The organism is Streptomyces sp. NPDC007808 (assembly GCF_042868655.1).
Lineage (GTDB): Bacteria > Actinomycetota > Actinomycetes > Streptomycetales > Streptomycetaceae > Streptomyces.
This window is the reverse complement of record NZ_JBIAEQ010000001.1, coordinates 1,262,427-1,277,012: the sequence shown is the minus strand read 5'-3', so window position 1 is coordinate 1,277,012 and position 14,586 is coordinate 1,262,427. Positions and strand designations below refer to the sequence as shown.

Below are 14,586 nucleotides of genomic sequence, written 5' to 3'. Positions count from 1 at the left end.
GTTCAGGAGGAAGCCGGTGGACTGGTGGCGGGCAGCACGAGGTACGGCGGCTTGAGCCTGTCGTCGACCACGCGAGCCAGATCTGCAAGGACCGGGTGGCGCGTGAGGTCCTTGACGTCCACCGCGCGGTCCAGGGCGATCGCGAGACGCAAGGCCGCGAGCGAGGTGCCGCCACGGTCGAAGAAGTGGTCGTGGCGGCGGACCGCGTCCTCCGGGACTCCGAGCACCTGGGCCCATACGGCGGCCAGCCGCCGCTCGGTCGAGGTGCGCGGTACGTCGCCGTCCTCGCGGATACCGCGGTGCTGCTGCGTCGGGCCGGGCGCGGCGGCCTCCGATCCCGCGGCGGGCGCAGCGGCTGCGAACCGTGCGGCGAGGGTGGTCAGCGCTTTCCTGTCGACCTTGCCGTTGGCGGTCAACGGCAGACGCGGCTGCCAGTGGAAGTCCGACGGGATCATGTACGCGGGCAGCGAGGCACCCAGCCGATCCCGGAGGAGATCGTCCTCCAGTGGGCCCTGACCGGAGTAGAAGGCCACCAGGCGCGCGCCCCGGCCGGCCCCCTCGACGGCCACCACCGCTCCGTCGCGGACGCCGGTCGTCCGCAGCAGGGCGCTCTCGACCTCGCCGATCTCGATCCGGAATCCGCGGATCTTGACCTGGTTGTCCCGGCGCCCGAGAAATTCCAGTTTGCCGCTGGGCGTCCAGCGGCCGTAGTCGCCGCTCCGGTACAGCCGCTGGCCCGGGCGGTGTGGGTCCGGCCTGAAGGCGTGCCGGGTTCGTTCGGGGTCGTTGATGTAGCCGCGGCCCACACAGATCCCGGAGAAGACGATCGCGCCGGGGGCACCGAGCGGCACCGGCGAGAGGTGCTCGTCGACGATGTAGACGTGCACATTGTTGATCGGGGTTCCCAGCGGGACCCGTTCGCTGTCCGGCGCCCGGTCCATCACCTCGTGGTTGGTGTCGTCGGAGGTCTCGGTCAGCCCGTACGCGTTGACGAGTTTGACACCGGGCTGGATGGCGAACCAGCGCCGTACGAGCTCCATCCTCAGCGCTTCTCCGGTTACCGACACACACCGCAGGTGGGGCAGCGCGCGCGGGTGCCGCTCCAGGTAGGACACGACGGCGTCGAGATACGACGGCACGACCTGGAGCACGCCGACCCCGCCGCGGGTGATCGTGTCGATGAGCCGCGGAACGTCCAAGATCGCTTCCTGTTCCACGAGGAGAGTCCGCCCGCCGGAAAGCAACGGGGAGGCCAGTTGCCACAGCGAGATGTCGAAGCACTGCGGTGCGGTCTGGGCAACCACCGCAACCTCGCCGATCCCCAGGTCGTCGATCTTGGCGTAGAGGTGGTTGAGCATGCCCGCCTGTTCGCACATGGCTCCCTTGGGCTCGCCGGTGGAGCCGGACGTGAAGTAGATGTAGGCGAGCTGGTCCGGTGCGACGCCGACTCCGAGATCGGAGTCCGGGTGGCCTTCCGCGTACGCCGCGTCGACGGACAGCGCCTGGACCGACGGCAGCGCGTCGAGGGCCCGCTCGAGCGTGGTGGTGCTGCCCGGCTCCGTCAACACGAGCCGGCATCCGGCGCGGGAGAGCATCGTCGCGATGCGGTCGCTGGGAAAGTGCGGCTCGACGGGAAGGTACGCCCCGCCGCTCTTGAACACCGCGAGGACCGCGGCCGCCCAGTCCAGGCTCCGCTCGGTCACCACCGCGACGACCTCTTCGCGGCCGAGTCCTCGCGCCAGCAGCGCCCGCCCCAGCCGGTTGGCTCGCGCGTTGAGTTCCCGGTAGGTCCACCGCCGGTCACCGCGAACGGCCGCTACAGCGTCCGGGTGGGCTCTGACACGTTGTTCGAACAGCTCGTGGAAGCGCTGGTCCGGCAGCTCCCGGTGGGGTCCGGCGAGCTCATCGATCTGGAAGCGGTGCTCCTCGGCGGAGAGAAGACTCTGGCGGCCGTGCGCGGCGTCCGGATCGGCGGCCAGCAGCGTGAGCGCGGTGAGGTGGTAGCCCGCGATCCTCGCGGCGCATTCCTCGTCCAGCGCGTCGGCCCGGTACCTCAGGCGCAGTGTGAGCCGATCCTCGTGCGGCGGGGTCTGCACCCGCAGCACCGCCTTCTCGGCGAGTTCGCCCCCGTCGCCGATCGGATCGAACTCGGCTTCCGTCGACGGTTCATTCAGGCGCCACTCACGCCGGAGAGCGTCGACGGGGAGGTCCTTGTGCTGCAGCAGTTCCGCCTCGGCACGGTGGGTACGGAGCACCAGGGCCCGCCATGATTCGGGGTCGGCAGTCAGCCGGCAGGGCAGCGGCCGACCTCCCCGGACGGCGACGTAACCGGTCGTGACCTCACGCTCGCCGGACAGAGCGACGAGCACCTTGGCGTGCGCGGCGAGCAGCACCGAGCTGAGCGGTACCCGTAGTTCGTCCGCGAGGCGGCTCAACGCGTCGATCAGATCCTGGGGAAGGGCCTCCTCGTGCAGCGCGATCCGGGTCACGGGGTCGTGGGTCCATCGGGGGACGGTGGTGACCCCGCCGGCGGAGAGCACTCCCCGCCAAAAACGCCGTCCGGTCTCCGACGGCGTTGTCACGGACGCCATGGGGTCTGCCTCCCCTCGTCGTCGCTGCAGGAGTCGTCCTGGCCGCGGGGGCGGATCGGTTCGTCCTCGCTGCGCGAGCGGATCGGCCTGGCCGGATTCCCGCCCCACCACGCCCCCTGCGGGACCGCTTCTCCCTTCATCAGGAAGGAGTCGGGGCCGAGCACCGCACCGTCGCCCACGGTCACGCCGTAGTGGACGAACGCATTGACCCCGAGGGTGCAACCGGAGCCGATCGTGCTCCGGTCGGACTTGAAGGCTCCGTCCTCCTGCGAGTGGCACTGGACGACGCTTCCCGAGTTGAGCGTGCAGCCGTCGCCGATGGACGCCATGGCCCGTTCCGTCAAGTAGCAACCGTCGTCGAAGACCATGCGCCCGAGACGCACCCCCAGCAGCCGCCAGATCACGTTCTTGAACGGGGTGCCGTTGAACACCTTCAGGTACGTCTCCGACGGCACCTTCCAGTAGCGCTCACGCGACCAGAAGTCGGAGGTGTAGATCGAGCAGAACATGGGTCGCAGCGGACGGGACGCTGTGACAATGCGTTCGACCAGTACGAAGTACGCGACGGTGAACGTCACACCAAGAAGGTCGGCCAGCACGATCCCCGACACGCCCATCGGCCCGTAGAGCTCCCCTGCTCCCGCGGCGAGCAGGGTGAGCGTGAAAACGTAGAAGAAACGTGTCAGCAGGTACCACCCCATGGTGGCCACGTTGTGCCTGTTCTTGGCGGCAAGGCCGCGCCGCAGTTCCTCACGGCTCCCGAGCCGGTCGAAGCTGCTGTCCCGCAGGACGGAACGGGGAATCTCGAAGCTGGGCGAGCCCAGCAGCCCGACGCCCTCGCGGACCTTCCCGTCGACCGGCACCATCACCTTCGTCGCGAGGAGGCAGTTCTCGCCGGTCCTTCCCCGCGCCGGGTACGCGACCCTGTTCCCGAGGAAGTTGCGCGGTCCGATCGACACGCGGGACACGCGGAACGCCGTGCTGGAGAAGTCGGCGTTCATGATCGACAGGCCGTCCGCCACCATGGTCCCGCGCCCGACGGCGCTCAGATACGGCGTCTCGTGCTTCACCTCGGTGCCGAAATTCGACCCGGTCTGCTCGACGCGGGAGAGGTCGTACCCGAGGACACGCAGGTAGTGGACGATGGCGGAGCTGTCACCGAACAGCCGCTTGAGGAACCTCCAGTTGGTCAGCAGCGCGATCGTGCGATGCATTCCGAAGTGGAAACCGTACAGACAGTAGGTTCTGCCCGGCTTGATGGTCAGGCCGAGCAACCGAGGAACCGCGGTCACGACAAGGAGACCGGCGGGAATGGCGCCGAAGACGAGCGCGCAGGAGATTGCCAGGGCTTCGAGGTAGAACGCCCCGTGACTGAAGACCGCCGGCCCCGGCTCCAGGGCGGTGCTCAGCTGCGGGACCTCGACGAGCAGCGCGGTCAGCCCTCCGACCGCCAGCGGGACGTACACGACCAGCGCGATCAGCAGTTGCAGCATGCTGTGCACCGCCCTGCGCACCGCACCGCACCGCACCGACCCCACGACCTGGAAGTCCACGTCCGTGTGCTGTGCCGGCGACCCGTGCCAGTGCTCTCCGTCGGGCACCGCCTGCCCACGATGCAGCGATGAGGCATGCCCGAGCTGGGCCCCGTCACCCAGCGTCGTGTCGATGTCGAGAACCGCGGATTCGCTGACCAGCACATTCCTGCCCAGGGTGACCCGGCCCGTCTCGATCCGTCCGGCGTGGGCCCGGTAACAGGCGAAGGACGAGTCCTTACGGATGACCGTGCCCTCGCCGATGGTGAGCAGATCCGTGCACACGGGCACGGATCTGGAGAGGACCACTGCACCGCTCCCGACCTTGGCGCCCAGTGCCCTGAGGTAGATCAGGTAGAGCGGCGAGCCGCTGAACAACACCAGGGGATCCGACCGAACCAACGTCTTGACGATCCAGAACCGGACGTATGCAAGGCTCCAGACAGAGATCTGCCGCGGTGTCCACCGGCCGACGAGCATCCACTTCACGAGGACGGGAAGGACACACAGGCTCACGAACGCCGCTCCCCCGAACAGAACCGATCGCAGGTACACGTCAAGCACACCCGAACCCGCGGAAATCCACTCGTAGGCTCCGGCGGTGCCGAAGGCGATGAGATAGGCGTAGGCGAGGAATGCCAGGAACTGCAGCACGCCACACAGGACGTACTGCCGCACACCCGTCGAAGACCGAGCCCGCACCGGAGCCTGGGCGACAAGCGCTTCCGCCTCCGAGGCCACGGCCACCCGCTCTGCCCCGGGGGCGGGCGCGGCATCGGCGAGCGCCGACGCCAGGCTCCTGATCGTCGGGTGCCCGTAGACGTCCTTCATCGAGACCGGCGGCAGATTCGCACGCTTCCTGACCAGCGCGCAGAAGTGCGCCATCACCAGCGAGTCTGCGCCGAGGTCGTCGAAAAAGTGACTGTCGACCGGCACCTGCTCGGTCCGCAAGACCACGGCCAGCACCTCGGCGAACGATCTCTCGATCACGGCCGGTTCACCACGCCGGTCCAGGACGTCCGTGGGTTCCTTCGCAGCAGAGGACGACGTTCCCCCGGCCTTGTCCACCATGCCGGTTCCGGAACGGACTGCCACCGGTACCGGACGACTCGGGCCGTGGTCAAAACCACCCATGCTCTTGATTCGGCACCGGGACGCGAACGGATCTCCGATTTGAAAACATGTCCGCGTCACCCCATATGGTGAACGAGTATGCACATGGAGTGCATAACGGCCTTCCAGCCCCTCGGGCGGGCACAGCCGCATCAGCTCCTCACTGAACTGGACCGTGCTCATCAGGACGCCGTACGTTTACATGGTGGTCGTCCCCACCGGTCAGCGCCCTCCGGCAGAGTTGGTCTTCGGTGCAGCGCCCGAGTTCTGGCATCCGCCGTCCGCGGACGCCTCTGGGGGCGGCGCGCCGTCTTTGTGGCTTCTCGACGCAGTGGCTCAAAGCGAAGACGCGGGTCGTCTCGCTCCCCGCGTCCTTGATCCGGCGGAGCAACGACGTGCAGCTGCCTTCGGTCGGTTTGAGGACCGTCGGCGTTACGTCGTCGCACATGTGGCGGTACGGGTGCTGCTGGGCGCCCGTCTTGGTGTCACCGCCGACGCGGTGCAGCTGGCTCGAGCACCCTGCCCCTCCTGCGGCGGCCCACACGGGAAGCCCGGGGTTCGTGACGCGGACGTCCAGTTCTCGATCTCCCGGAGCGGCGATGTGGTGCTGATCGGGATCGCCGATGTGCCCGTGGGCGTGGACATCGAACATGTTCCCCCGTCGGGTGTGGTTGCGGAGCTCACGTCCTTCCTGCACCCGAAGGAGCGAGCAGAGCTGGACGCTGCGCCTGATCACACCAAGTGCGCTTTGTTCGCCCGCACTTGGACGCGCAAGGAGGCATACCTCAAAGGGATCGGTACGGGCCTCCTGCGAGATGTCGCACAGGACTATGTGGGTAGCAGTCCCATGCCTGACACCGGTCCTCCGGGCTGGATGCTGGGAGACGTGGCCGTCCCTGAAGGACACGCGGGGGCATTCGCACTCCGGGTGGGCCCGAGCTGTGCGGAGCGTCCTGCGGCATGTCAGTGACTTGCGGCGCAGAACCCGCCGGCCGGGAGAGTAAGCCACCAACGGTGTCCTCGTCAGGCGCCATTGCGGCCTCGTGTTCTTTGGGACTGCGGTGTCCGAGGCTCCTGTGAAGCCGGTGCACGTCGTACCTGCTCACCGGTGACGGCGGGTCCGACGCTGCGCCCCACCCGTCCGCTGGTGATGGGTGCTGCCAGCGTCCGCGGCTGGGCGAGCTCCTCGTGGCCCGGTCGCGCCGGCCGGGCCACGAGGAGCCAGACTCACCCGCCTGGCCACCTAGGACATGGCCTGAGTACGGCTGCTGACATGGAGAGTTGGTCGGGGCCGTTGTCGCGTCTCTGCTTTCGACCCTAGCCAGGGAAGTCGATCAAGCCACGTCCCCAGGTGTCCGCGTCGGGCTCCTGCTTGTAGGCGAACGTCGACAGCGCCTTTGCCGGGTCGAGGGTCCCGTCGTGGGACAGCAGGAGCGCAACCGCACCGGCCGCGAAGGGTGCTGCCATGCTCGTGCCCTGCATCGCCACATGGTTCTGGTCGATCATCCAGCGGCGGCTGTTCCTGGAGTCGCGCGACTGCGCGGAGACGATCATGGCGCCGGGCGCGGCGAGATCGGGTTTGGCCTTGCCGTCACGTCGCGGCCCCAGGCTGCTGAAAGGTGCGATGTCGTCCGGCTTCAGCCAGCTGGCCTCGCGGCTGGTGCCATCGATGTCCGTCCAGCGAGTCCTGGTCGTGTAGGCGGCCACCGTGATCGCGCTGGTCGCGGTACCGGGAGAGCCGATCGTCATGGAGTTCGTGGCATGCGGACCGGAGAATCTGCCGTCGCCGAGAGCCCAGACGTCCACGCGCGTCGTTTGGTGGGCCGCCTTCTTCCCTCGGACCAGCAGGGTCCAGGTGCGCGAGCCCGTGGCGTTGACAGGGGGTCGCAGGCGCACCGTGAACTGGTGATCCTGGTTTCTGCTGTCGGGCCCAGGGGTGCCGATCTGCACCCTCCAGTCACCGAGCTGGGAGACCTTGTTCGGGTTGCCTTGCGGGCCGTTCGGCAGTATGCCCTGGAACGGTGTGGTCAGCCCTTCCGGTGCGGCTACCGCCACCTCCACCTCGTCGCTGCCCGCGTACCAGCCGTTGAACCACAGCTCCTGGACGACTCCGTCGCGGTCGGGACTGTGCAGACAGGGAACCCTCAGCGTCTCCCCTGGTTGCGGGGCGAGTTGGGCATGGATGTTGTCTTCTCCCTCGTTGCCCGCCGCGCAGCAAACGATCCTGCCGGGGCCTGACTCGTCGTCGATCGCCTTGGACACGGCGTCCGTTCCGTCATGGGGGTCGCTGTGGCCGCCCAGGCTCAGGTTGACCACGGCTGCCTTGCCGAGTTCCCGGGCGAGGCGGAACACGTACTGGATTCCGTCGATGATGCCCACGTTCGTCATGTTCGTCTTGACCACGACGACGTCCGCTTCCGGCGCCACACCCTGGAACTTACTGTCCGAGCCGGCGGCGATGCCTGCGACGTGGGTGCCGTGCCCGTGGTCGTCCTTGGACTTGGCCAGGTCGGCCGTGTCGGCATACTCGATGCCGTACCGGCCTTCGGGCACACCTGCTCCGCCACGCGCCTCCTGGTCCCATATCCGAAGGAGGCGGCCGGCGAATGCCGGGTGCCGTGCGTCGATCCCGCTGTCGACGACACCGATGATGACGCCCTTGCCGGTGAGCTGGTTGTTCGTCCGGAAGGCGGGGAGTCCCACTTTGCCGGGGGCTACGTCCATCAGAGGATGAACCCGCTGTGCCGGGGCGACGCGCTCGACTCCCGGATACTGGGTCAGGGCCGGCAGGTCGCTGAGTGGGACGATGGCCGTGCGCACCCTCTCCCCACCGGCGTTGACCTCGATGCCGGTAGTGCCCTCCAGATCACTGAAGTCGGCGTCCGGCGAACACTCCAGTGTGACCACGACCCGAGCGGGCTTGGCGAAGTCCCGTGGCGCCACAAAGCCCGGCATCTGGTCTTCCTGCACATGGTCAGCGAGCTCTTGGCGTCCCTCGGCGTACTCGTCGTAGGCCATGGCCAGTGACGGGGCGAGTTTGCTGTAGTCCATGAGCGTTCTCCCTGCATCAAGGCGGTCGAGGACACTGCATCACTCGTGACACTGTTACGCGGCCAGTGGGCAGACGAGTTGTCGCGAAACGTGGCAGAGCCTGCGCGGAAAATCGAGCGCGCCGTGCGGGCGCCCGCTGTCGCGCAGGGGAAGAGGTGGTCCAGCGCACAGGGCCCTCGCCGCCGGCCTGTTCCTTGGAATGCAAAGGACACGACCAGGTTCCCCCCAGGCCAAGATCGCTGCAACTCGATCAGTTGCGTGAAACGCTGACTCAGATGGCGGGAGCGGTACGCGAGGCGGCCTCCATAAAAAGTCGGTTCAGAGCCATCCGCGTGATGCCGCAAGGGACATTCGGTCGAGCGCTGCCGAGTGCCGCTCGTGGCCGAGTCTGGCTGGTACCCCTGGCGCCACCGCCCGACCTCGGCCCCGTACCGAACGGCAAGCCGGCTGACCGAGCCGTCATCACATCGGCGGGTTAGGGCACCAACGGTGCTTCTGACCTCATGCGTTGAGACGCCGAGGACCTCCCTCAACGGCCCAGGATCCGCGTGCGTGGCGGGACGCCCGGCCCGTAACTCGATCACCGGCTGGAGCTCATTTCAGCACTCTTTCTGTTACCAGAAACGAAGATGGGGAGGCGCCAGCTCCTCTCGCCCTATCCCTTGACCCGGCCGGGCGATAGGGTCCAGATGTGCGTTGATCTTCCGGGCGGCAGCCACGTGCAGCCGCGGACGGTATAGGGCGCCTCGTAACGGGGTCGCGCCAGAAGGCATACCTGTCATCACCACACCGGAGATCCACACCATGACTGCTCAGCAGCCGCTCACTTACGACGCGTTCGTCGAACTCGCCGTCGCCGACTCAGCCGTCCTCGGTCTCGTCCTCAAAGGTTCCCAGGCCCACGACGGCATGATCACCGCGCACTCCGACCACGACTTGTACGTGATCGTTGCCGATGACGCCACGACTGACCTGACTCGGTTCGCAGGTCACCGCAGCGCCGAGCTCGACCTCGTCGTCGTCACTCTCACCCAGTTCTGCGGAGCCGGGATGCCCGGTTGGGAACGCTATGCCCTCGCCCGTGCTCGGGTCGTTCTCGACCGGCTCGACGGAGACATCGCCCGCATCCTTGCCGACTGGGTCCGGTTGGATGCCGATGAGGCTTTCCGGGACGCCGGCGGATGGCTCGACGCCTACACCAACTCCCTCTACCGCTCGGTCAAGAACTACCGGGAAGGCCTGGCTCTGGCCGCCCGCCTCGACGCGGCCGACAGCATGCGGTTCCTGCTCGAGTACCTCTTCGCTCTCCACCGTCGCCCCCGCCCTTACAACAAGTATCTGGAGTGGGAGCTCGCCCGGTACCCGCTGCCCGGCTGGGACACCGACGTACTGCTGCGTGCTGTGGACCGAATCTCAGCAGCAGGCGACGTATCGCTGCAGCGGCAGCTGTTCACCCTTGTGGAGAAGGCGGCCCGAGAGGCCGGACACGGCGAGGTGCTGGACGCGTGGGGCGACGACCTTGACTTCATGCGACCTCAAAAGGCAGACAGCAACACTGCCTGAGCTCTGCACTGGTCTCACTGCACTGGAGCCGCCCTGGAGGGCTGCGTTCGCCGGGCCGGGCCCACAGCAACCCTCGTCAGCTTCGCCAGCGCGGACCCGAACGACGTGTGGGCCTTGATGGACACCACTTCGCTGCGGGATGCGGCTGCCGGCGAGGCGCGCGTCCGCAGTGACTACCTGTGACGCGCCGACCTCCTTCTTGCCGGAGACGGATGATGGATCCGGCGCCAGGCCGGTATGCCGACCTGCGCATCCCCGCTGACCTGGACCGGGCGTCGTCTGACGTTGGCCGTTCGCCCGCCATCAAGTCCTGCTCCGCCCCCGCCGACGCCGACCGGGGGCCGCCCAGACCGGCGCCGGCGCGGCGATGTCACGCAGGGACGCCGAGCGGCGGGTGCTCGAGCACGCGGGGCTTGTACTCGACCAGCTGGATGCGGCCGTCGAAGGTGCGGTGCTCGGTCATCTCCAGGGCGACGTCCGGATAGCCGTCGTAGATGCGTTCTTCTCCCGTGGCCCCCGTGATCACCGGGAACATCACGACCCGGAAGCGGTCGACGAGTCCGGCTCGTAGCAGGGACCGGCTCAGGCTGAGGCTGCCGATCGTGCTGAGGAGCCCCGACCCACTCGACTTCATGGCACGGACCGCCTCGACGGCGTCGTCGCGGACGAGCGTGGAGTTGGCCCACGTCAGTGGCTCCTCGAGTGAGGAGGAGAACACCACCTTGGACGCTTGCGTGAGCTCGTCGACGGAGGCCTCTTCTTCAGGCCTGAACTCGTCCTGGCCACTCGGGACCTCGCCGGCGGCGAAGCCCGACATCAGACGGTAGGTGTTCGCTCCCATCAGGTAGGTGACCTCGGGCTGCTCACCGAGCCATGCGAGGTACTCCGGACCCTCCAGGCCCCAGAACCCGGGCCATCCCTGTCCCGATGCGTAACCGTCGAGGGAGGTGATGAAGTCGATGAGAAGCTCCGACATGGCGGTGTCCTTTCCTGAGGTGTCACGAGCTTGGACCGGCCGGGAACCACAAACTCATCGGCCGCCCTGTCACGTAACGAGGAATCCCATGACACCGCAGCCGATCAGGGGCGGCGGAGCGGCACTGATTCGGGGGCCGGAGGTGTACATGATTGCACCATGCACGCAGTCGAGTAATGATCTCCACGCCGCAGTCACCCGACACAGGCCTGGATGATCACGCTCCTGTGACATTCCACCTAGCTCAGATACCCAGCCGTGATCATCAGGCGGGCTCGGCGCGGTTCAACCACTGCGTTCCTGCGGCGCTCGGCACCACTCCCCGACACGCGTGTGTGTCACACACCCTCGTCACCGAATCGTGGCACTTCGGCGAGCGCAAGATCGGTCCGTCTCCTGAGAACCCGGACCGCATGTCGGTACCGACCGTGATCAACCGAGGTGTCAGCTCGGATCTCGACAACGATCACAGGCTCGACAGTGGTGAAGGCCAGAAGCTCCTTACTACCGCACCCCGTAGCGAAGCAACTCTGGGCCCACGCGTGCCCGGCGTCGCCCGGGACCAGGCCAGCGCCCAGTTCCTGTCGCAGGCCCGGGGCAGGCTGTAGTACGGGCAACGAGCCGTAGCTTGTCCCTGGCCCGTAGCGGTCTCGCCGGCCTGCCAGACGGCCCGTCGCCGCCATGGGAGCCGGACTGCACGCTGAGGCGGGGTCGGCCGGGATGACAGCCCACCTGCCCCCACGCATTTCCCCCACCGGCCGTGGACCCTTGCTACGGCCTCGTCACGGCGGCGTGCAGCTCGTGAACGCCACCGGTGCGCGGGTGCCGTTCAGCCAGTTCGTTGACGATGCTGCGGATCGCGGGTTGGTCGCGGACCTCACCGGGGCTGGCCCGGTAGGCGTCGAGCAGGGCGCGGGCGGCCTCTTCCGGCCGCTGCCACGCCCACCAGGTCCACGCCATGTCGGTGCGCATACCGGCCCTGCCATCTTCGGGAGTCGTTCCGGCGTGACTTCGGGAGTCGTCCGGCTGCCAGTCGCGTGATCGATGTCAGCGGCTTTTGACGTCACTCCAGTGCTCTGGGGCGTCATGCGAGCCGCAGTGCGGGAGTCCTGCGGGGCTGCCAAATCTCGGGAGCGGAGACGAGGCGCTGGACGCACTCCGTGCCGCCGTCCACACGTATTCACCGAGCAAACACATCGTCGAAAAGCGGCGCGACGTGTACCGCTTCACCGACCAGGAGGCTTACCTGGTGGTGATCAAAGGCAAGTTGACGGGGTGGGAGTGCACGCTGCGCATCGCGGAGCTGGTCTCGGACTCGACCGACCCGGCCGTGGCCCAGCGGGCGGAGATGGGTGACGGCGCGGCAGGGGTGACCGACGGGCCGCAGGACCGGATCCCGCCTGGCTACTGAGCGGCGGACCGAACTCCGCCACAGCCCTCGCATCCCGGGAACGCGGCCTTGGGGTCACGCAGGTCGACTGCGGCGCTCAGGCGACCTCCCCCAGCATTGAGCGGGCAGGTGAGCCGCCCAGCCCCATGCCTGCTGGTGCAGCCAAGGGCCTGGGAGTGCGATGACCGGTAACGGCTGGTTGGCCAGCCAGGGCTACGAGACGTCGAGCGGCAGATTTCGTTGGAAGACGACCATGGCCTGGCCGGGGCCGTTGTAGTCATCGACGATCTTCGTCTGGAAGCCGAGGCTGCGGTGGAAGGCAATGGAGCCGGTGTTCTCGATTGACGTGATCGCCTTCAATTTTCGTGCACCGTGACGTTCCGCTGCTGCGGCGAACGCCGTATACAGACGACGCCCGAGACCGATGCCGCGGGAGTCGTCCCGGGTGGCGATCAGATGCACGTACCCGGTGCCGTCCAGGGTGACGAACCCGAAGACGTACCCACGGATGCCGTCCTCGGCTCGGGCAACCAAGCAGGTGGAACCGAACTCCTGCACCAGCGCGAGAAGGTGGAGCGACCGGAGATCGCGTTCGCCCCAGTAACGACGGTGATCAGTCAGGACCTGTTGGAAGTCGGCCACCCCGGCCGTGGTGATGTGTATCCCCATGGTGACGATCATGGCAGGCGTCGGCCGTGACAGGCGAAAGTACGTACGGAGACATCATGCTGCGGCCGCGAGGCACAGCAGACTCGCGGTTCGCTACGAGGCCGGCGTCCTCGTAGCCGGCGTCAACGAGTGGTGGTGACGTACTGGTTCGACGACAACTCGTACACCCGTACACGCCGGCCGCAGGTGGGATTGACGCTCTCACGGACCGCACGCATCCCCAGTTTGGTCATGATCCGTTCGGAGGCGTGGTTGCCCACTTGAGCGATGCTGACGATTCGCTCCAGCCCTCGTACTTCGAACCCGAACCGGACAGCGGCCGTAGCGGCCTCGGTGGCCAAGCCCTGCCCCCAGTGGGAACGTCCCAGCCGCCAGCCGACCTCAACCGCCGGCAGTACTTCCGGCAAGAAGTGGGGCACGGAAAGGCCGGTGAACCCGGCCAGCTCGCCGGTGGACCGGATCTCCACGGCGAACAGGCCGAAGCCCTGTGATTCCCACTCGCTCTCCCATGCGTGGATCCCGTCGAGGGTCTGCTGTTCGTCACGGACGCTGCCGTCACGGATCCACCGCATGACCTCGGGGTCGGCATTGACGGCAGCCATGGGCGCAACGTCTTCCTCGCGCCAGCGACGCAGGATCAAACGGGAAGTCTCAAGCATCACCATCCCATCATTCTGGATCACAGCCGCGGGTCTCCTCCATTCTCACCAGGGCACTTCGACCCACGCCCCAGTCCAAGTCCCTACGCGTCCGGATGCAGCGACAGCGGACGATGGGACTGGCCCCCACCGCCTTGCGCTGATCTCGTGCGTCTGGCGCAACCTGAAGCGGAAACCGCGCCAGCTCGAAGGGCCGTGGCCGCATCCCCGCTCTGGTCACTCCACGCCGCGCCACCTCGGAGAGGCAGCCTGCTATGTACTCCCGTCGACCCTCACCCTCCCGTCACCGTCGACATGAACAGGCACGTCGCTCCACTCGAAGTCGAACTCACCGTCGCTGCACGACCAGCTGAGGCTCTGGCAGTAGTAGCCCGTGTCCTGGCCGGGCTCGGCGGTGAATATCTCCGGAAGCCTGTCGCACCTGGGCTCCTTGGGAGCCGAGAGGCTGTCCGGCCCGTTCTTCCCCGCCTCCCACGCGAACCGGTCGTAGACCTCCCGAGCCAGCACGACGGTCTCCAACGGCCGAACGGTGTATTGGTAGTCGATACCGAAGGGCGTCCCCAGACCCTGGGGCACAGCGTTGGTGATCTTCACCTGCCAGGGCACCTCGACGTTCTCGTAGATGACGGTGCAGCGCGTGGTGTCCCCCACGTCCAGGTCGAGTTCGCCGCCCTCGCACCGGCCGGGCTCGATCTCGCCCAGCTCGCCCACCATGCCGAGCGTCTTCTCTTGCAGGTCGTACAACGCCTGCGCGGTGGGACCGGCGTCCCGGTCGGGCCGAGGAGGCAGGGCGGCCGTCACCTCGCGCCCGCCCAACCAGGGATGTTGCTTGCTGGGCCGGATCTTCACGGGCCGCTCTTCGCCCTCGATCGGGAAGCCCTTCGGCCGGTTCTCCCAGCCGCAGCGGGGAGGGTTCTCGCTGCAGCCGCTCATCAGCACCATGGCCGCCGCCACGGCCGGTATCAGAACGCGTCTCACCGTCAGCTCCTCCCCCATTACCGTCTCCGTAGTACGGCTATAGCTTGTTGCACAAGGCCGTGTT

At 67.4% G+C, this 14,586-nt stretch carries 11 protein-coding genes; 3 read left to right on the top strand and 8 right to left on the bottom strand.

What is annotated here, in order from left to right:
- Positions 1–2 precede the first annotated feature (2 nt).
- Together ACFYNL_RS05515 and ACFYNL_RS05510 are read right to left on the bottom strand one after the other, a co-directional pair.
- Entirely contained in the window at positions 3–2,591 is a 2,589-nt protein-coding gene (locus tag ACFYNL_RS05515; RefSeq protein WP_388796790.1) for an amino acid adenylation domain-containing protein, read from the bottom strand.
- Complete coding sequence (locus ACFYNL_RS05510) at positions 2,579–5,194, bottom strand: Pls/PosA family non-ribosomal peptide synthetase (RefSeq protein ID WP_388796787.1); 2,616 nt, start codon at positions 5,192–5,194, stop codon at positions 2,579–2,581. The genes ACFYNL_RS05515 and ACFYNL_RS05510 overlap by 13 nt, the downstream gene beginning before the upstream one ends.
- Before the next feature lie 244 nt (positions 5,195–5,438).
- Here ACFYNL_RS05510 and ACFYNL_RS05505 point away from each other — a divergent pair, with 244 nt between their 5' ends.
- Positions 5,439–6,206: a 4'-phosphopantetheinyl transferase family protein gene (locus ACFYNL_RS05505; RefSeq protein WP_388797350.1), complete on the top strand. Its 768-nt coding sequence runs from the start codon at positions 5,439–5,441 to the stop codon at positions 6,204–6,206.
- A gap of 347 nt (positions 6,207–6,553) precedes the next feature.
- On the opposite strand, the gene ACFYNL_RS05500 is transcribed toward ACFYNL_RS05505, so the two are convergent.
- Positions 6,554–8,287, bottom strand: coding sequence for a S8 family serine peptidase (locus ACFYNL_RS05500; protein ID WP_388796784.1), 1,734 nt, complete (start codon positions 8,285–8,287; stop codon positions 6,554–6,556).
- An 804-nt stretch (positions 8,288–9,091) separates the two neighbouring features.
- Here ACFYNL_RS05500 and ACFYNL_RS05495 point away from each other — a divergent pair.
- The gene (locus ACFYNL_RS05495) at positions 9,092–9,850 is read left to right on the top strand and encodes a hypothetical protein (protein WP_388796781.1); all 759 of its coding nucleotides are present in this window, start codon (positions 9,092–9,094) and stop codon (positions 9,848–9,850) included.
- 370 nt (positions 9,851–10,220) lie between these two features.
- Here ACFYNL_RS05495 and ACFYNL_RS05490 read toward each other — a convergent pair whose 3' ends face one another.
- Positions 10,221–10,826: a dihydrofolate reductase family protein gene (locus ACFYNL_RS05490; RefSeq protein WP_388796779.1), complete on the bottom strand. Its 606-nt coding sequence runs from the start codon at positions 10,824–10,826 to the stop codon at positions 10,221–10,223.
- 771 nt (positions 10,827–11,597) lie between these two features.
- Positions 11,598–11,798: a hypothetical protein gene (locus ACFYNL_RS05485; protein WP_388796776.1), complete on the bottom strand. Its 201-nt coding sequence runs from the start codon at positions 11,796–11,798 to the stop codon at positions 11,598–11,600.
- Between the two features lie 244 nt (positions 11,799–12,042).
- On the opposite strand from ACFYNL_RS05485, the gene ACFYNL_RS05480 reads away from it, so the two are divergent.
- The gene (locus tag ACFYNL_RS05480; RefSeq protein WP_388796773.1) at positions 12,043–12,237 is read left to right on the top strand and encodes a hypothetical protein; all 195 of its coding nucleotides are present in this window, start codon (positions 12,043–12,045) and stop codon (positions 12,235–12,237) included.
- 192 nt (positions 12,238–12,429) lie between these two features.
- On the opposite strand, the gene ACFYNL_RS05475 is transcribed toward ACFYNL_RS05480, so the two are convergent.
- From ACFYNL_RS05475 to ACFYNL_RS05465, 3 genes are all read right to left on the bottom strand, one after another.
- Positions 12,430–12,897 (bottom strand): GNAT family N-acetyltransferase, encoded by a 468-nt coding sequence (locus ACFYNL_RS05475; protein WP_388796770.1) that lies wholly within the window; start codon positions 12,895–12,897, stop codon positions 12,430–12,432.
- Positions 12,898–13,007: 110 nt separating this feature from the next.
- Entirely contained in the window at positions 13,008–13,544 is a 537-nt protein-coding gene (locus ACFYNL_RS05470) for a GNAT family N-acetyltransferase (protein ID WP_388797347.1), read from the bottom strand.
- 252 nt (positions 13,545–13,796) lie between these two features.
- A complete protein-coding gene (locus ACFYNL_RS05465; protein WP_388796767.1) occupies positions 13,797–14,522 on the bottom strand; it encodes a hypothetical protein in 726 nt (241 codons plus the stop codon).
- Positions 14,523–14,586 lie beyond the last annotated feature (64 nt).